At 59.1% G+C, this 16,740-nt stretch carries 16 protein-coding genes and 4 tRNA genes; 7 read left to right on the top strand and 13 right to left on the bottom strand.

Annotation, left to right across the window (positions count from 1 at the left end; translation table 11 throughout):
- Positions 1–8 precede the first annotated feature (8 nt).
- From I6L46_RS00465 to orn, 5 genes are all read right to left on the bottom strand, one after another.
- A tRNA-Gly gene (locus I6L46_RS00465) sits at positions 9–84 on the bottom strand.
- A 25-nt stretch (positions 85–109) separates the two neighbouring features.
- Positions 110–185 (bottom strand) — tRNA-Gly (locus tag I6L46_RS00460).
- Between the two features lie 33 nt (positions 186–218).
- A tRNA-Gly gene (locus I6L46_RS00455) sits at positions 219–294 on the bottom strand.
- 37 nt (positions 295–331) lie between these two features.
- A tRNA-Gly gene (locus I6L46_RS00450) sits at positions 332–407 on the bottom strand.
- Positions 408–585: 178 nt separating this feature from the next.
- Complete coding sequence (gene orn, locus I6L46_RS00445; RefSeq protein WP_005349380.1) at positions 586–1,131, bottom strand: oligoribonuclease; 546 nt, start codon at positions 1,129–1,131, stop codon at positions 586–588.
- 91 nt (positions 1,132–1,222) lie between these two features.
- Between orn and rsgA the strand changes: the two genes are divergently transcribed.
- Genes rsgA through I6L46_RS00420 form a run of 5 tightly spaced genes read left to right on the top strand, consistent with a single transcriptional unit; the run spans position 1,223 to position 4,057 of the window.
- A complete protein-coding gene (gene rsgA / locus I6L46_RS00440) occupies positions 1,223–2,257 on the top strand; it encodes a small ribosomal subunit biogenesis GTPase RsgA (RefSeq protein ID WP_216977076.1) in 1,035 nt (344 codons plus the stop codon).
- Between the two features lie 28 nt (positions 2,258–2,285).
- Positions 2,286–3,158, top strand: a complete 873-nt coding sequence (gene asd / locus I6L46_RS00435; RefSeq protein WP_216977074.1) for an archaetidylserine decarboxylase — start codon at positions 2,286–2,288, stop codon at positions 3,156–3,158.
- Complete coding sequence (locus tag I6L46_RS00430; RefSeq protein WP_005338981.1) at positions 3,155–3,424, top strand: VF530 family DNA-binding protein; 270 nt, start codon at positions 3,155–3,157, stop codon at positions 3,422–3,424. Before asd ends, I6L46_RS00430 begins: the two co-directional genes overlap by 4 nt.
- The gene (locus I6L46_RS00425) at positions 3,414–3,665 is read left to right on the top strand and encodes a DUF2960 domain-containing protein (protein ID WP_005338984.1); all 252 of its coding nucleotides are present in this window, start codon (positions 3,414–3,416) and stop codon (positions 3,663–3,665) included. Before I6L46_RS00430 ends, I6L46_RS00425 begins: the two co-directional genes overlap by 11 nt.
- Before the next feature lie 2 nt (positions 3,666–3,667).
- Positions 3,668–4,057 carry a hypothetical protein gene (locus I6L46_RS00420; protein ID WP_159162966.1) on the top strand — a complete coding sequence of 130 codons (390 nt, stop codon included), beginning with the start codon at positions 3,668–3,670 and terminating at the stop codon, positions 4,055–4,057.
- An 85-nt stretch (positions 4,058–4,142) separates the two neighbouring features.
- Here the strand turns inward: I6L46_RS00420 and I6L46_RS00415 are convergent, their stop codons facing one another.
- From I6L46_RS00415 to gpt, 5 genes are all read right to left on the bottom strand, one after another.
- Entirely contained in the window at positions 4,143–5,396 is a 1,254-nt protein-coding gene (locus I6L46_RS00415; RefSeq protein WP_216977072.1) for a glutamate-5-semialdehyde dehydrogenase, read from the bottom strand.
- Positions 5,397–5,430: 34 nt separating this feature from the next.
- Positions 5,431–6,534 carry a glutamate 5-kinase gene (gene proB / locus I6L46_RS00410; protein WP_033114873.1) on the bottom strand — a complete coding sequence of 368 codons (1,104 nt, stop codon included), beginning with the start codon at positions 6,532–6,534 and terminating at the stop codon, positions 5,431–5,433.
- A gap of 180 nt (positions 6,535–6,714) precedes the next feature.
- Positions 6,715–7,107, bottom strand: a complete 393-nt coding sequence (crl, locus tag I6L46_RS00405) for a sigma factor-binding protein Crl (protein WP_216977070.1) — start codon at positions 7,105–7,107, stop codon at positions 6,715–6,717.
- A gap of 62 nt (positions 7,108–7,169) precedes the next feature.
- On the bottom strand, positions 7,170–8,438 hold the full coding sequence (gene frsA, locus I6L46_RS00400) for an esterase FrsA (protein ID WP_216977068.1): 1,269 nt from the start codon (positions 8,436–8,438) through the stop codon (positions 7,170–7,172).
- A gap of 172 nt (positions 8,439–8,610) precedes the next feature.
- Positions 8,611–9,078: a xanthine phosphoribosyltransferase gene (gpt, locus tag I6L46_RS00395; protein ID WP_005339007.1), complete on the bottom strand. Its 468-nt coding sequence runs from the start codon at positions 9,076–9,078 to the stop codon at positions 8,611–8,613.
- A 948-nt stretch (positions 9,079–10,026) separates the two neighbouring features.
- On the opposite strand from gpt, the gene I6L46_RS00390 reads away from it, so the two are divergent.
- Positions 10,027–11,478: an aminoacyl-histidine dipeptidase gene (locus I6L46_RS00390; RefSeq protein WP_216977066.1), complete on the top strand. Its 1,452-nt coding sequence runs from the start codon at positions 10,027–10,029 to the stop codon at positions 11,476–11,478.
- An 81-nt stretch (positions 11,479–11,559) separates the two neighbouring features.
- Here the strand turns inward: I6L46_RS00390 and djlA are convergent, their stop codons facing one another.
- The 3 genes from djlA to I6L46_RS00375 are packed head-to-tail and all read right to left on the bottom strand — an operon-like array spanning position 11,560 to position 14,088.
- Positions 11,560–12,393 (bottom strand): co-chaperone DjlA, encoded by an 834-nt coding sequence (djlA, locus tag I6L46_RS00385; protein WP_216977064.1) that lies wholly within the window; start codon positions 12,391–12,393, stop codon positions 11,560–11,562.
- 19 nt (positions 12,394–12,412) lie between these two features.
- On the bottom strand, positions 12,413–13,081 hold the full coding sequence (gene murU / locus I6L46_RS00380; RefSeq protein ID WP_216959205.1) for an N-acetylmuramate alpha-1-phosphate uridylyltransferase MurU: 669 nt from the start codon (positions 13,079–13,081) through the stop codon (positions 12,413–12,415).
- Complete coding sequence (locus tag I6L46_RS00375) at positions 13,078–14,088, bottom strand: aminoglycoside phosphotransferase family protein (RefSeq protein ID WP_216977061.1); 1,011 nt, start codon at positions 14,086–14,088, stop codon at positions 13,078–13,080. The genes murU and I6L46_RS00375 overlap by 4 nt, the downstream gene beginning before the upstream one ends.
- 174 nt (positions 14,089–14,262) lie before the next feature.
- Between I6L46_RS00375 and lptD the strand changes: the two genes are divergently transcribed.
- Positions 14,263–16,728: an LPS assembly protein LptD gene (lptD, locus tag I6L46_RS00370; protein WP_216977060.1), complete on the top strand. Its 2,466-nt coding sequence runs from the start codon at positions 14,263–14,265 to the stop codon at positions 16,726–16,728.
- The last annotated feature ends 12 nt before the right edge of the window (positions 16,729–16,740 follow it).

Genomic DNA, 16,740 nt, shown 5'->3' with positions numbered 1-16,740 from the left:
CAAGTGATTGGAGCGGGAAACGAGACTCGAACTCGCGACCCCGACCTTGGCAAGGTCGTGCTCTACCAACTGAGCTATTCCCGCATCGGAATATCACTTACAAATTTTTTGGAGCGGGAAACGAGACTCGAACTCGCGACCCCGACCTTGGCAAGGTCGTGCTCTACCAACTGAGCTATTCCCGCAACAATTTGGTTGTCTTGAGGCTGACTGATGATTGGAGCGGGAAACGAGACTCGAACTCGCGACCCCGACCTTGGCAAGGTCGTGCTCTACCAACTGAGCTATTCCCGCATCGGGCTGGTTTGCACCAGTGTCATCATCAGATTTTTGGAGCGGGAAACGAGACTCGAACTCGCGACCCCGACCTTGGCAAGGTCGTGCTCTACCAACTGAGCTATTCCCGCAACTACCTTAAAACAGGCCGTACAGCATTTGGTTGCTTGCGCTACTGTACGGGAGCCGAATTATAAGAGCAGTCATTCCAATTGCAAGGGCTTTTTTGTCTGGTTGCGCGCGTTCGCTCAAAAGCTGGCCGAACTGTCGATTTTAGCAGCCAGAGTATGACAACCCCTTGCCGGGGAATCAGATCTTGAAGACGTGGCTGCGATAGAACTGCAGCTCGGCGATGGATTCGCGGATATCGTCCAGCGCCTGGTGGGTGCCGCTCTTCTTGAACTGATCCAGCAACTCCGGCTGCCAGCGGCGTACCAGCTCCTTGATGGTGCTGACGTCGACGTTGCGGTAGTGGAAGAAGGCTTCCAGCTCGGCCATGTGCTTGACCATGAAGCGGCGATCCTGACCGATGCTGTTGCCGCACAGCGGGCTGGTACGCTCCGGCACCCACTGGCGAATGAACGCGAGGGTCTCGGCAATGGCTTTCGCCTCATCGTGCTGACTCGCCTTGACCCGGGCGACCAGACCGCTCTTGGTATGGGTGTTGACGTTCCACTCGTCCATCTTGGCCAGCTCTTCATCACTCTGATGAATGGCGATGACCGGCCCTTCGGCCAGTACGTTCAGATCCTTGTCGGTGACGATGGTGGCAATCTCCAGTACCACGTTCTCTTCGGGGTCGAGACCCGTCATCTCCATGTCGATCCATACCAGGTTCTGCGCGCTGACTGTCATGATTGCTCTCTCTATTGGGAGGAATGGCGGAATTTTGCCAATTTGCATGTATCATACTGGCTTTGGATCTGTTCATAAACTGGCGAATCGAGTGGCAAAGAAAGCAAAACTCAATCTGGGTCAACAAAGGCGCGTCCAGGCCAACCGCGAACGGCGGCTGCAAAAAGATCACACCACAGTGGTGGATGACACCCTGTTTGGCCCCGCCATCGAAGGGGTGGTGATCAGCCGTTTCGGTCAGCACGCAGACGTGGAAGCGGTCGATGGCACCATCCACCGCAGCAACCTGCGGCGCAGCAGCATCAGCAGTCTGGTGTGCGGCGACAAGGTGGTGTGGCGTCCCGGCCTCAATGCCGCGACAGCGGGCGTCATCGAGGCGGTGCATCCGCGCCACTCGGTACTGACCCGGCCGGACTTCTACGACGGGGTCAAACCCATCGCAGCCAATATCGACCAGATCATCATCGTCTCGGCGGTGATGCCCGAGTTCTCCACCAACATCGTCGACCGCTATCTGGTGGCCGCCGAGGATGTGGAGATCCGCCCCCTCATCGTGCTGAACAAGGTCGATATGCTCGATGATGCCGCCAGAGCGCGCATCGAAAGCCAGCTCGAAACCTACCGCAAACTCAATTACGAGGTGCTGCTGGTGAGCTGCGAGAGCGGCGAAGGGCTGGATGAGCTTAGAGCCGCACTGACCGACAAGATCAGCATCTTCGTCGGCCAGTCCGGGGTGGGTAAATCCTCGCTCACCAACGCCCTGATGCCGGGGCTGGATGTGCTGACCGGCGAGATCTCCGAAAACTCGGGGCTCGGCCAGCACACCACCACCACGGCGCGGCTCTACCACTTCCCGAGCGGTGGCGATCTCATCGACTCCCCCGGGATCCGCGAGTTCGCCCTCTGGCATCTGGAAGCCGACCGCATCACCTGGTGCTTCGTCGAATTCCGCGACTACCTGGGTGGCTGCAAGTTCCGCGACTGTACCCACAAGGACGATCCCGGCTGTGCCCTGCGCGCCGCGGTCGACGCGGGCGCCATCAGCGCTGATCGCTTCCACAACTATCACCGCATCCTGGAAACCATGCAGGAAGCCCGTCACGGTCGCCAACAGGCGCGCCTGTGACCCTGTTTAACCTACGTTGATGATGAACATGAGCATTACTGACAACCTGAAAATTGCCGGTCAATACTGTCTGCCCAAGCACGCCCTCTCCCGTCTGATCGGCAAGTTTGCCGCCGCCGAAGCGGGCAACATCACCACCAGGGTGATCGAGGCTTTTATCAAGCAGTACAAGGTCGACATGAGCGAGGCGCTGCACGAGAATCCGGCCCACTACAAGAGCTTCAACGAGTTCTTCACCCGCGAGCTCAAGCCCGGCATCCGCCCCGTGGTAGAAGATGCCATGACTCTGGCGCTGCCGGTCGATGGCACCGTCAGCCAGCTCGGCCCGATCCAGCAGGGTCGCATCATTCAGGCCAAGGGCCACGACTACAGCGCCCGCGAGCTGCTGGGCGGCTATGAGGATCTGGTAGCGCCGTTCAAGGATGGCGACTTCGCCACCATCTATCTGGCGCCCAAGGATTACCACCGCATCCACATGCCGCTGCATGGCGTGCTGGAGAGCATGGTGTTCGTGCCGGGGGATCTCTTCTCCGTCAACCCGCTCACCGCCGAGAACGTGCCGAACCTGTTTGCCCGCAACGAGCGAGTGGTCGCCACCTTCCGCACTCCGCACGGCCCGATGGCGTTGGTGCTGGTCGGTGCCACTATCGTGGCCAGCATCGAGACCATCTGGGCCGGCAACATTGCGCCGACCAAAGAGAAGAAGGTGGTGCGCTGGGACTATACCGGCGACGAGGCCATTACCCTGCAGAAAGGCGCCGAAATGGGCCTGTTCAAGCTGGGCAGCACCGTGGTCTGCCTGTTTGGCCCGGGCATGCTGGCCGGTTTTGAACCCCATCTGGCCAACGGGGTCACCACCCGCATGGGTCAGCCCTTTGCCAAGCTGGCGGAGCAGGCATGAGCGAGCAACCGAACGCCTCGCAGAAGAACAACCCGCTGCACGGGCTGACGCTGGAAGCCATCGTCACCGCGCTGGTCGAATACTACGGCTGGGAAGAGCTGGGGCAGCAGATCAATATCCGCTGCTTCACCGATAATCCCAGCATCAAGTCCAGCCTGAAGTTCTTGCGCAAGACCCCCTGGGCTCGGGAGAAGGTCGAAAGCCTCTACCTCTACGTCCAGCGCAAGCAAGCCAAATCGAAGAAGGAAGGGCAAGATGGCCTTTAAGATCACGTACACCTATAAAAAACAGGCCAAAGAGATCGGCTACGCGAACGACAAGTTCCGCAGCATCTACGACGCCATCGCCGCTGCCGAAGGGCTGGACCTCACCAGTTTTCACGCCATGGAGGCCCAGCTGGCTCAGGTTTGTCGCCGCGACAAGAAAAGCGTGAAGGATTATCAGGAGAACTACTTCAAAGAGTTGGGATTCTCCAACATCGTCATCGAACGGGATCTTCAGGAGTAACCATGCGCACATTGACTCTGATGGCCGCCTCTCTGCTGCTGGCGGCATGCAGTACACCGGAACAACATCTGGTGGGCGGCGATCGCGACAGCCACGGCTGTATCGGCAGTGCGGGCTATCAGTGGTCAGCGCTGACTGGCAAATGTGTGCGCCTGTTTGAAGAGGGTATCCGGCTCAATCCGACCGATGCCAGCCAGACCAGCAGCGCCTTCGTGATGTTCAATGCCGACCAGACGCAGGCCGAATTGCATCTGCCAAGCGGCGAGCAGCACCTGCTGACCCGTCAAGGTGCGGAGGGCAACTGGTCGTGGCAGGGCAGCGGCTACACTCTCTTTATCTGGAAGGGTTATGTGCTCAAGTCCGGTGACAAGGTGCTCTATCACGGGGAGTAACCCGATCGCCTGATATCTTCCCGATATCCACCAAATAAAATGCCGACCCAAGAGTCGGCATTTTTGTATCTGACACAACCGGTTATCAGGCGCGGCTGAGGTAATCGGCCTGCCCTACCCACTTGTAGCTGGTGAGCTCGGTCAGCCCCATAGGGCCGCGAGCGTGCAGCATCTGGGTCGAGACCGCCACCTCGGCCCCCAAACCAAACTGGCCACCATCAGTGAAACGGGTGGAGGCGTTGACATAGACAGCCGCCGAACCGGCTCCGTTGACGAAACGCTCGGCGTTAGCCAGATCGTTGGTCAGGATGGCATCGGAGTGACCGGCGTTGTGCTCGCGCATATGGGCCAGCGCCTCGTTCACATCCGCCACCAGCTTGACCCCCAGGGTCAGCCCGAGCCACTCGGTATCGAAATCCTCCGGCCCCGCCTCGCACAGGTTGTCGGCACCCGCCAGCAGCTTCATGGCGTTGGCCGCGGCCACCAGCGTCACCTTGCGCTCGTTCATCAGCGTCACCAGCTGTGGCAGGAAAGCCGAAGCGACTTTCTCGTGTACCAGCAGGGTATCGAGGGCATTGCAGGCGGAGGGGCGCTGCACCTTGGCGTTGTCGATAACCGCCAGAGAGCGCACCAGATCGGCACTCTCGTCGACGAAGATGTGGCTGATGCCAAAGCCGCCGATGATGACCGGAATGGAGCTGTTCTCCTTGCACATCTTGTGCAGGCCGGCACCACCGCGGGGAATGATCATGTCCACATAGCGGTCGAGGCGCAGCAGCTCGGCCACCAGCGCCCGATCCGGGTTGTCGATGTACTGTACTGCCGCCTCGGGCAGGTCGGAGGCCGCCAAGGCATGCTGGATCACCCGCACCAGCTCCAGATTGGAGTGGAAGGTCTCGCGCCCGCCGCGCAGTATGCTGGCGTTGCCGGTCTTGAGGCAGAGGCTGGCGATGTCGATGGTGACGTTGGGACGCGCCTCGTAGATGACGCCGATAACCCCGATGGGCACCCGACGACGAGAGAGGCGCAGGCCATTCTCCAGCACCCGGCTATCCATTTCGGCGCCGACCGGATCGTCCAGCGTGATCACCTTACGCACATCTGCCACGATCCCGGCCAGCCGGGCCGGATTGAGCAGCAGGCGATCCAGCATGGCTTCTGACAAGCCCGCCTCACGGCCAGCCGCAATATCCTTGTCGTTGGCAGCAAGGATCTGCTCACTGCGCGCCTCAAGCTCATCGGCAATGGCGGCCAGCGCCCGATTCTTCTGCGCCGTGCTGATGGTAGCCAGCTGATAGGCAGCTTCACGGGCCGCCTGCCCCATTTTCTCCAGACTCATCTCATTTCCCTTTGTTCATGCCGTGCCGCCCTGATTAGAGCAGCACCATATCGTCTCGATGGATGGCTACTGAACCATATCCATAGCCCAGTACCTGCTCAATCTGATCCGAGTGGACGCCGCGCAGCTTATCCAGCTCCAGATGGTCGTAGCGGCAGATGCCGCGGGCCAGCTCGGCGCCTTTGGGATCAAGAATGCGCACCACATCGCCTCGAATAAAGTCGCCCTTGACTGCGACGATCCCCTTTGGCAGCAGGCTGGAGCCTTTCTCCTTCATGGCGGCGACGGCCCCCTGATCCACATGCACTTCACCGTGAGGGGGCGGGCCTGCCAGGATCCAGCTCTTGCGCCCTTCCAGCGGGGACGCCAGCGCCGGGAACAGGGTGCCAATACGCTCACCCTTGGCAAGACGGCCGATCACCTCCGGCATCTGGCCGGTCGCGATCACCACGTTGACACCAGCGCGGCGTGCCACATCGGCGGCCTGCAGCTTGGTAGCCATGCCGCCGGTGCCGAGGCCGCTGACACTGTCACCTGCCAGCGAGCGCAGGGTATCGTCGATGGTCTGCACCTCTTCAATCAGCTGGGCGTCGGGATTGGTGCGCGGATCGGCGGTAAACAGCCCCTTCTGGTCGGTTAGCAGGATCAGCAGATCCGCATCCGCCAGAATGGCGGCCCGCGCGGAGAGGTTGTCGTTGTCGCCAACCTTGATCTCGGCGGTCGCCACCGCATCGTTTTCGTTGATGACCGGAATAATGCGGTGATCGAGCAGGGTGCGCATGGTGTCGCGGGCGTTGAGGTAGCGCTCCCGATCTTCCAGATCGGCGCGGGTCAGCAGCATCTGGCCGATATGCAGACCGTAGAGGTTGAACAGATCCTGCCATACCCGAATAAGCTGGGTCTGACCAACCGCCGCCAGCATCTGCTTGTTGGGAAGGGTTGGCGCCAGTGGCGGGTGACCCAGATGTTCACGCCCGGCGGCGATAGCTCCTGATGTGACAACCACGACCCGATGGCCGTGACGGTGCAAGGCCGCACACTGTCTGACCAGCTCGACCATATGGGCACGATTGAGCTGGGAAGACCCCCCTGTGAGCACGCTGGTGCCCAACTTGACGACTATGGTTCTGTTTTCCATGGGAGCATAAAGGCTAAAAAAGTAAGGAATATCTTTATACCCACGGCTATGGAGCCCTGCAAGGCAATTAACGCCGGGGTGAGGAGATGAAGCAAATGCCCGGATGATTGCGGTCGGAAGGGGAGATGGCTGACTGATGGCCCGGCAAACAGCGGGATGCTGCTCGCCGGGCATCAGGGATCAAGCAGCGGTCACGGTCAACTCATTGGTGACCTGATCCGCTGGCGCTAACTGACACTCCAGAGCCGTCAGTTTGTCGCTGATGAGCTTGTAGAAACGGTTGAGGGTCCGCTCCACTTCTACCTGGTGCTTCTTGGGGATCGGCTTGTCCAGCCACTCGCCATCAGCATTGTAAAAACCGAGCTGATAGTGGTAACGGAAATGGTGATCGTCCTGCTCCAGCACCAGCCACCAGCCCCAGAACTCCCGCTGGTCTGGCGCCGGCTTGGCGCTGACACAGACCGACAGGCAGTCGAAACGATAACGCCCCTCTTCGCAGAGATCCTCACGCAAATAGGGGCCAATGGCAGCAAACTGCCTCAGCAGTCGCTTGTAGGTCACTCTTTCAGACATGCTAACCTCCCTGTTAAACAAGCCGCGCCACCTAGGGATGGCGTCAGTTCTTTAGCGCAATGTCAGGTACACAAATGCTGTTTCAGCCACTCGACGATTTCGTCCAGCGCCTTGTCATACACCTCCAGCAAAGGCTGTTTGTCGAATACGATGGCCTTGCCGTTACGACTGGCCGCCGCCAATGCCCGTACATCCTGCTCGGGACAAATAAAATCTCGCTTGTGTCCAATACTCAATATCGGCACAGAGGTGCGAGTCCCCAGTAATCCTTGTGTTTTAAGTGAAAATACCTGGCACTTGGTACGCATGCCGTCCCACTGCGCCGCATCCGCCCCCAACCGGTTGGCCAGACTGTCCCGCATCATGCGCGGACACTTGGCAAACAGCTCCTGATTGGTAAACACCTGATTGACCCCGGCGCCGACACAGACCACGGTGCGCAGCTTGAACGGTTCGATAAAGGCCAGTCTGGCTGCGATATTGCCCGCCAGACGCATTCCCACCATGGCGATACGCTGATGATCGACCCAGGCCACTTCGGAAAGGTAATGGAGCACCGCCTGATGAAGGCGGCTGGTATCCTGCACCAACGGCCAATGCTCGGCATAGCCGACCCCGGGCATATCGAGGGAGAGCATGCCGATACCGTTGGGCTCGAGCCGTTTGAGATAGAAGTTGAGGAAATCGAGCTGCAGGGAGTCGATCCCGCCGCTGATGATCACCAGCGGCACCGGTTTTTCGGTCGTCGGCAGGTGGAGATAACCCTGAATATGCTTGCCGCGAAAAGGCACCTGGATCTCTTTGAGCGGCACCTTGAACAGGCGACCCGCCTCGCGATAGGCCATGTTGCCAAGCAGCTGGGCCTGATCCGCCAGTTCATCATCCTTGAGATGGGGGTAGCTGGCGATGGAGTAGTAGCGCACCGCCTTGAGCAGCTGTTTCAAGGCGCCAGCTGCATCCCCCTGCTCACGCAGTTCGCGCCCAAGCTTGAAGTAGTTACCAGCCACCTGGCTCCACTCATAGATCCAGTTGCCAGGCACATAGCCCTTGATTGTATCGAGATAGCAGTCATGGGTGCGTTCACCGGTCGCCATGGCGATACGGGCCAGAGTCTGCTCAACCTCGACCGGGTCGGCCCCCTGCCAGGCCCAGGAGGGGCGGCGCAGCAGGCGATACCAGCTCTTTGACATGGAGCCGTCGATAAACATCTCGTCTGACTCTGCTTCGGCAATGTCCGCCGGGCTGGAGTTGGAGATCTCGGAAGTTTCCAGCACCTTCTTGACCCGGGTAAATAGCTTTTCGGTCAGATTGAGGTCGTCGTTCAAGTCCAAGATTGTGTCCCATTCATATCAGGCAATAGCTCATCTTAACCACTTTTACTGCCCATCAGCCACCCTGCAACAGATTGATACACAAAAAAACAGGGCTCCATCAAGGAGCCCTGTGAAACCATTCTTGCCGCGTGCGGCCAATTGACGCTCTGAACGTCACATCCCGATCCCGTTACTTTTCGTCGCAGATCGGTGTGGCGAACTCCAGCGCCATATCCCACGGCTGTTCAATCCAGGTATCCTGCGGGATTGCCACTTCGAAATCGTCCAGCAGCGCTTCGCCCATCGGCTTGGCGAAGATCGCGATGAACTTGGCTTTCGGGTAGAGCTCGCGGATCGCCTTGGCGGTAGTGCCGGTGTCTACCAGATCTTCCACCACCAGCCAGCCTTCGCCGTCACCGGCGGTGGTGGCAGCTTTAACGACTACCAACTCGCGCTGGCTGTCGTGGTCATAGCTGGAGATGCAGAGGGTTTCCACATTACGAATGCCAAGTTCACGGGCCATCAGGGCTGCGGGCACCAGACCACCACGGCTGACCGCGATGATACCTTTCCACTGGCTGACAGGCAGCTGACGACGGGCCAGACGGCGAGCTTCACGTTGCAGGTTGTCCCACGACACATAGAACTTTTTCGGCATGTTATCGATCTCGAATAGTTATTTAAAAACAATCACTTAAAATAACAACATCCGCAATTCTCCCTGCGGATGCCAGTAAATGGCGGCCCTTGCCCGACTGAATTCAGATTGCACTTCGGCTGCCTCAGGGCTAAGCCTCGGCAGCAAATCTGATAACAATGGAAGCAAGATGGGCTTATCCGGCGATCGGTTAGATGATGTGTCCAAACCGCGGACAGGCTGTTGGGCCGATATGATAGCACCGTTTGCAGAGAAAATGCCTGGCAAACGTATGCCAAAAACAGGAAAAATCGGCATCACCCTCTCCATTCGGCCCATCTCGAGCGCCAAACGACTAACCTGCCGTCCCTGCTGCCGAGCCCAAATGGGACTGTGCGGCAAATCGCAGATAAAAAAATAGCAGGGGGAGGATTTACCTCACGCACCTGCTGCTTTCTCGCCTCTGCCTGGTTGGGCAGCTCGTCTTAGCGACGAGTGACGAAGGGGTTAGGGTAGCTGAAACCCTGGGTATACAAAGAAGGGGCAAACCAATAGGTTGAGTTGCTGCCTGGCATATTGAAACTCCTGATTGCTTAACAAGTTACGTACCTTTAATGCGGGCTCAAATCCTTGAACGAACACTCGGTTCCATGGAGGCGCACTTGCTTTGCTTCGGTTCCCTGGAGGCTTTCATCGTCATCCTGACGGGTGGCGAACCACGGGAGCTAATTTACCAGTCGGTGCGTTAAATTCAATATTTTTGTGAGATCGGTCACACATTTTCTTTTCTATCGGTCAGCGTCGTCCGAACCTGACGATCGTACTGCCTGGTTGCCATCAGCCAGCACACGCTGCCTGCGATTTGCGCTGATTGCTCACATTTTTGTGTGATTGACTGTATTATCGTTATCCTCTTCCCCGGCCCGCTGATGGGGCCCTGTTAATTCCGTGCTGGTAAGGAGTCCCGACGTGGCACAGCTTAGCTCTCTCTCTCCCAAACTGATTTGGCATTTCTTCGAACAGATCTGCTCCATCCCACACCCTTCCAAACATGAAGCCAAACTGAGCGCCTGGATCATCCAATGGGCTCAAGGGGAAGGTCTGACGGTCAAGCAGGACAAGGTCGGCAACATCATCATCAAGAAACCGGCCACCCCGGGGATGGAAAACCGCAAAGCCGTGGTACTGCAGGCTCACATCGACATGGTGCCGCAGGCCAACGCCGACACCAAACACGACTTCGCGACCGATCCCATCGATGCCTATGTCGATGGCGAGTGGGTCACGGCCCGTGGCACCACCCTGGGTGCCGACAACGGCATAGGCATGGCCGGTTGCCTGGCAGTGCTGGCTGACAAGACCATCAAACACGGTCCGCTGGAAGTGCTGCTGACCACCGACGAAGAGACCGGCATGACCGGCGCATTCGGTCTGGAAGCGGGCTGGTTGGAGGGCGAAATTCTGCTCAACACCGACTCCGAAGAGGATGGCGAGGTATATATGGGCTGCGCTGGCGGTGTGGATGCCAATATCCGCTTCCCGCTCGAGCTGGTTGACGCCAGCGAAGGCGAAGTGTTCGAGCTGGCCGTGAAAGGGCTGCGTGGCGGCCACTCCGGTTGCGATATCCATCGCGGTCGTGGCAACGCCAACAAGCTGCTGGTGCGTCTGCTCAAAGCAGCCGAGCCGCTGGGTGTTCGTCTGGCCGAGATCCACGGCGGCACCCTGCGCAACGCCATCCCGCGCGAAGCCCGCGCCACCCTGCTGGTGCCCGCTGCCAGCGTAAACGAGTTCAAGGCGCTGGTTGACCGCTACACCGGGATCTACCAGACCGAACTGGCCGCCACCGAGCCGAACCTGACCGTGCTGGTCAACAGCGCCGCCAAACCGGCCAAGTTGATGAGCGTCTCTCTGCAGCAGCGCCTGCTGGATGCCCTGATGGCCTGCCCGAACGGCGTGATGCGCATGAGCGATGCCATGCCCGGCGTGACCGAAACCTCTACCAACCTGGGGGTCATCAAGACTCAGGATGGCGAAGTGTACGTCCAGTGCCTGATCCGCTCCCTGATTGACTCCGGCCGCGAGAGCATCGAGCAGATGACCCGCTCCCTGTTCACCCTGGCAGGCGCCAGCTGCGAATTCACCGGTGCCTACCCGGGTTGGGCGCCGAACGTGGACTCCCCCGTCATGGCGCTGGTACGTAACAGCTACCAGACCCTGTTCGGCACCATGCCCAACGTCATGGTGATCCATGCCGGTCTCGAGTGCGGTCTGTTCAAGAGCGCCTATCCGGATTGGGACATGGTCTCCTTTGGCCCGACCATCCGCGGTGCCCACTCCCCTGACGAGAAGGTACATATCCCGGCGGTCGAACGTTTCTGGCAACTGCTGGTGCACGTGCTGGAAGCCATTCCGGCCAAATAACCCGGCCTGCGCCACACGGCAAAGCAAAGCCCCGCACTGCTGCGGGGCTTTTTATTGTCTGTTCCAACCTGACGTTGGCGCTTACCGGATGCCGCGGGCCTCGCGGATCCACTCCCAGGCTTGCTGGATCTCCTGGGTCTTCTCCTTGGCCATCTCCATCATCTCCGGCGGCAGCCCTTTGGCGGCCAGCTTGTCCGGGTGGTGCTTGCTCATCTCCTTGCGGTAGGCGCGCTTGATATCCTGATCGCTGTCGCTCTCGCTCACTCCCAGCAACTGGTAGGCATTCTTGAGGCGATCCGCAGAGGGTGCCGCCTGCCGATACTGCTGACCACCGGAATGGCCCCCCTGATACTGGCCATGAGCCTGATTGAAGAAGTTCATCTGCGCTTCGGCCATCGCCAGAATGCGAGCCAGCTCGATGCGGCTGAAGCCCAGTTCGTCGGCAATGGTGTGCAGAATGGCGCGCTCGCCCTCCTCCACCCGCCCGTCGGCAAAGGCCGCCTGCAACTGCACCTCGAGGAAGAAGCGCAGGATATCGCGCTGCCCCAGACTGGCACGGCGGAACTCGGCCAGGGTCTCGCGCAGCGGGAAGTCGGCCTCCTTACCGAGACGAAACGACTCCTGCGCCCGGGCACGCTGTTCGCCCGCCAGCCGCATCCGATCCATCAGGTTGGAGGCAACCCGGATCTCCTGCTCGGTCACCTGACCGCTTGACTTGGCGATGTGACCCATCACCGAGAAGGTGGCATGGAAGAAGACGGCTTGCTGCTCTTGACTCGGGCCGCGACGAAACGCCCCCTGCAGCCCCATACCACGGTCGAAACGGTGGCCGACCCAGAGGCCAATCAGGGCGCCGATGATATTGCCGAGCAGAAAACCGAAGAAGGCGCCCAGCACCTTACCCCAAATACGCATGGTTCAAGACCTCTTGAAGTTAATGAGTGCGGGCCTGGAGCTGGTCATCCAGCTCGCGCAGACGGTCGACCGTGCCGATATCGCGCCACTCGCCAGCGAGCAGGCTGCCGCCCACCCGCCCTTGCGCCATCCAGTCACGGAGCAGGGGCGCCAGTTTGCGGGCGCCGCCCGCGAGACCGGCGAAAGCCGCTGGATCATATAGTCCGACCCCGCTGAAGGTAAACGCTGGCGTATCCATGACTCGCCCCCCTTGCAGGGCAAAGTCCCCGCTCGGGTGCTGGGGCGGATTGGGTACCAGCCAGAGGTGGGCCAGATCATCGCCAAGGGGCTGGCTGACCAGAGTGTGATAATCGAGATCGAGCCAGGTATCGCCGTTGATCACCAGAAAAGGGGCTGCGCCCAGCAGTGGTAGCGCCTGCACGATTCCGCCCGCGGTCTCCAGCGCACTCTCCTCGGCTGACCAGTGGATGGTCACGCCAAGCGCACTGCCATCACCAAGGCTATCGACCAGCTTGTGGCCAAGCCAGGCGTGGTTGATGACCAACTCGGTCACGCCGGCGGCTTTGAGTTTTTCGATGTGATGAACGATGAGCGGCTTGCCCCCCACCGCCAGCAGCGGCTTGGGCAGCAGGTCAGTCAGCGGGCGCATCCGCTCGCCACGGCCAGCGGCCAGGATCATCGCCTTCATGATTTAACTCCAGCATTGGCGATCCCCGGCAACACCACCTGCTCCAGCCACTGACCAAAACGGGCCAATACCGGATAGGCGCTACCGTGAGTGCGACAGACATCCACCACATAGCCGAGGGTACGGGGAATATCCTTGAGATAGCCGGACTTGCCGTCGCGATGATAGAGCCGGGTAAAGATTCCGGCAGCTTTGAGGTGGCGCTGCATGCCGGTCAGGTCAGCATCACGACGGAAACTGGCATAATCGAGCTCGCCAAGCAGACCCGCCTGTTGCAGGGTGGCAAAGCCGTGGCGCATCCCTTCATCGATCACCTCGTCCGGCCAGCGTATGTAGCAATCTTTAAGCAAGGAGACCAGGTCATAGGTGAGCGGCCCGATGACCATATCCTGAAAATCGATGATGGCCAGCCGGCTGCTCTCGGGGGTATCACCGCCACATACCATCAGGTTGCGACTGTGGAAATCTCTATGCATCACTCCCTGCGGCTGGGCCAGATTGCAGGCGGTGAGGCAGGCAAAGGTCTCGTCCAGCAGTTGCTGCTCTTCATGGCTCAGGGTCAGTTGCAGATGATGACCCAGCAGCCACTCGGGGAAAATGCTGTTCTCCCGCGCCATAAAAGCCGCATCGAAGGGTTCAAGCGCCAGTTCAACCGCCCCTAGGCGGGGCAGCAAATCAATCGCCTTGCCATACCAAGCCAGCACATTGTGTTCGTTCAGGCAGCTGATCAGCTGGGTATCGCCCAGGTCACTGACCGCCAGCAGCCCCTGTTCGTAGTCCACCGCCTTCACCTCTGGCGCCAACAGCTGACGCGCCTGCAAGGCCGCCGCGTTACGAACAAATTCATGATTTTTTTCGGTTTTCGGATTGGCATCCACCCAAACCAGACCACCACCGCGATAGTAGCGACGGAAGCTGGCATCACCGGAAATGAGGGTCAACTGAAGATTGGCATCACCGGAAATACGGCGTGCCCACTGCAATAGCAGGGAATCGCGATCGTGCATAAGTAGAGGACCAAGGTGGAAAGCAGCACTTGGCTGTTAGCCCTGGCCGCAATAATGCTTTATCATTGCCGGCTAACATAAAGCAATGACATGCAATGTCAACTCGATGAAACCTGTCGTAAAATGCATGCCTTGGATCAACCGTATCTATCACGGATTGCACGAGTCTTTCACATGACCAAATGGACACTGGGGTACCGCTATCCCATCGCCCTGACTATCAGCCTGGCCCCCGCACTCACCCCTATGATGGTGCAGGCGGCTCCGTTCGAAGCGCCGCCAGCCACCGGCATTCTAGATAGTCTCTGCTATGACTATGTTCCCAAGATAGAGAAGCCTGCATCGGATCAGGATGCCAACGCACAGCCGGTCGAGGTTGATGCTGACCGTCTCGAGGCCAAACAGGGCGGCACCGCCGTCTATGAAGGCGACGTCAAGGTTCGTCAGGGTGTTCGCAAGTTTGACTCCGACTATGCCCAGCTCGATCAGAAGAGCCGGGATGTCATCGCCATCGGCAACATCTATTACAACGACGGTCAGGTAACCGTCACCAGCGACAAGACCCTCAAATCCAATCTGGATACTAAGAACTCCGAGCTGGAAGAGGGCAAGTATCAGGTGCATGGCTCACCGGTGCGCGGCTTTGCCAAGCGCGTGGTGATGACCAACAACAACCAGAACATCACCATGGAGGGGGCCCAGTACACCACCTGCCCCCCCGGTCAGGAAGTGTGGACCCTCAAGGCGGGCAGCATCGACATCGACCAGAAAGAGGTGTTTGGCGAAGCCTGGAACGCCAGCCTCTGGCTCTATGACTACCCGGTGTTCTACTTCCCCTATATCAACTTCCCCATCAAGGATGAGCGGAAGACCGGTCTGCTCTACCCGGGTTACAAGCAAAGCTCCAGCAACGGCATGGATATCACCCAGCCCTTCTACTGGAACATAGCTCCCAACTACGATGCCACCATCACCTCCCGTTTTATGGACAAACGCGGCCTGATGGAGCAGGTGGAGTTCCGCTACATGCCGGACCCCGCCCACACCGGCACCCTCTATTTTGAAAGCCTCAGGGATGACAAGCAGTATGATGCTGGCAACCCGAGCTTTACCAACCCTTCGACAGGGACTCCGTACCTCTCCGATGGGCATCGTTACCTGATGAACGTCCGCCACAGTTCCACCCTGATGGATGGCTCCCTGCGTCTGGGCATCGACTACACCCAAGTGCGCGACAAGGATTACAACTATTTCAACGACTTCAGCCCGCAAGTGGGCACTCAGGTCGACAGCCAGTTGCAGCAATCCTTCACCGCCGGCTACTACCAGCACAACTGGAACCTCACCTCCGAGGTGCGCCGCTACCAGATCCTGAGTCCGTATGCGCTGCTACCCCACGAGATGCTGCCGCGTATCGACTACAACTACTTCCAGCAGGGCAAGTGGTTCGATCTGGCCTGGAACAGTGAACTGACCAAGTTTGGCTATAACAGCGGCAGTGCCACCATCCAGCAGGCCGGTGAGCGCTATACCGCCACCCGTCTGCATCTGGCACCCACCCTGACTGTGCCCCTGGTGGATGCGCCGGGTTACTACCTGACCAGTCAGTACAAATTGATGTTTACCTCCTACAACCAGGAGGTACCCAAGGATCTGGTTAGCCAGGACCGCAGCCGCTTCACCGATGCAGACAGCAAACAGCTGACCCTGAAAGAGGGCACTATTACCCGTACTCTACCGTCCTTCCGCCTCAAGGGGGGAGTCAACTTCGATCGGCCGCTCGACTGGTATGATGGCAAGGGCACCCAGACCCTGGAGCCCGAGTTCCAGTACCTCTATATCCCTTACAAAAATCAGGACGAGATCGGGATCTACGACACCACCACCACCCGTCAGGATTACTACAGCCTGTTCAGTGATCGCCGCTTTGCCGGTCTCGACCGCATCAGCGATGCCAATCGGGTCACCGTTGGCCTGACCAGCCGGGTCTATGACAATGTGGGTGATGAACGGTTGCGACTGGCGGTAGCCCAGGCCTTCGAAATGACACCACCCAAGGTGCGCCTCTACTCGTCCGCTCCGGAAAGCACCAACGCCCGCTCCCTGCTCTCGTTCGAGGGGGATGCCCGCATCACCGATGAGTGGTTTGCCCACGCAGGAACCCAGTACGATACCTCCGAGGGTGAATTTACGGCTGGCAACGGTGCTGTCGAATACCGGACCGGCAAGCTGACCACTCAGGCCAACTACCGCTACATCAAGGATGGCAACCTGGACTATCGCTATCCGACCAACACGGCGCTGGCAGAAGATCTGAGCCAGGCGGGTCTGGTGATGATGGCGCCGATCGCCGATCAGTGGCAGATGTATGGCGGTTACTACCGTGACATCAAGCAGGATGTGAACATTGACCGCAAGATCGGTGTCAAATACGACTCCTGCTGCTGGAGCATCAATATGAGCCTGGAGTGGCACAATCAGCCTGACAACGTCACCCTGAAACCCACTTCGGAAAGAGTCATTGGTCTGCAGTTTGAAATGAAGGGACTTGGCAGCGTGGGTACAGGTGGCCGCAGCGTCACCCTGGATACCGAGCTGTTGCCCTATGTTCGCCCGTTTAATCTGAAAGGCCAGCAATGATGCTGGCCCAGC

The sequence above is a fragment of the Aeromonas sp. FDAARGOS 1416 genome (assembly GCF_019048085.1).
Lineage (GTDB): Bacteria > Pseudomonadota > Gammaproteobacteria > Enterobacterales > Aeromonadaceae > Aeromonas > Aeromonas veronii.
The sequence above is the reverse complement of the archived record's forward strand: the minus strand, read 5'-3'. Positions and strand labels throughout refer to the sequence as shown.

Coding starts and splice junctions, on each gene's coding strand:
- orn (WP_005349380.1), bottom strand. CDS start 1,131: ATGACAGTCAGCGCGCAGAACCTGGTATGGATCGACATGGAGATGACG.
- asd (WP_216977074.1), top strand. CDS start 2,286: ATGAGCATTACTGACAACCTGAAAATTGCCGGTCAATACTGTCTGCCC.
- I6L46_RS00430 (WP_005338981.1), top strand. CDS start 3,155: ATGAGCGAGCAACCGAACGCCTCGCAGAAGAACAACCCGCTGCACGGG.
- I6L46_RS00425 (WP_005338984.1), top strand. CDS start 3,414: ATGGCCTTTAAGATCACGTACACCTATAAAAAACAGGCCAAAGAGATC.
- I6L46_RS00420 (WP_159162966.1), top strand. CDS start 3,668: ATGCGCACATTGACTCTGATGGCCGCCTCTCTGCTGCTGGCGGCATGC.
- I6L46_RS00415 (WP_216977072.1), bottom strand. CDS start 5,396: ATGAGTCTGGAGAAAATGGGGCAGGCGGCCCGTGAAGCTGCCTATCAG.
- proB (WP_033114873.1), bottom strand. CDS start 6,534: ATGGAAAACAGAACCATAGTCGTCAAGTTGGGCACCAGCGTGCTCACA.
- crl (WP_216977070.1), bottom strand. CDS start 7,107: ATGTCTGAAAGAGTGACCTACAAGCGACTGCTGAGGCAGTTTGCTGCC.
- gpt (WP_005339007.1), bottom strand. CDS start 9,078: ATGCCGAAAAAGTTCTATGTGTCGTGGGACAACCTGCAACGTGAAGCT.
- djlA (WP_216977064.1), bottom strand. CDS start 12,393: ATGCGTATTTGGGGTAAGGTGCTGGGCGCCTTCTTCGGTTTTCTGCTC.
- murU (WP_216959205.1), bottom strand. CDS start 13,081: ATGAAGGCGATGATCCTGGCCGCTGGCCGTGGCGAGCGGATGCGCCCG.
- I6L46_RS00375 (WP_216977061.1), bottom strand. CDS start 14,088: ATGCACGATCGCGATTCCCTGCTATTGCAGTGGGCACGCCGTATTTCC.
- lptD (WP_216977060.1), top strand. CDS start 14,263: ATGACCAAATGGACACTGGGGTACCGCTATCCCATCGCCCTGACTATC.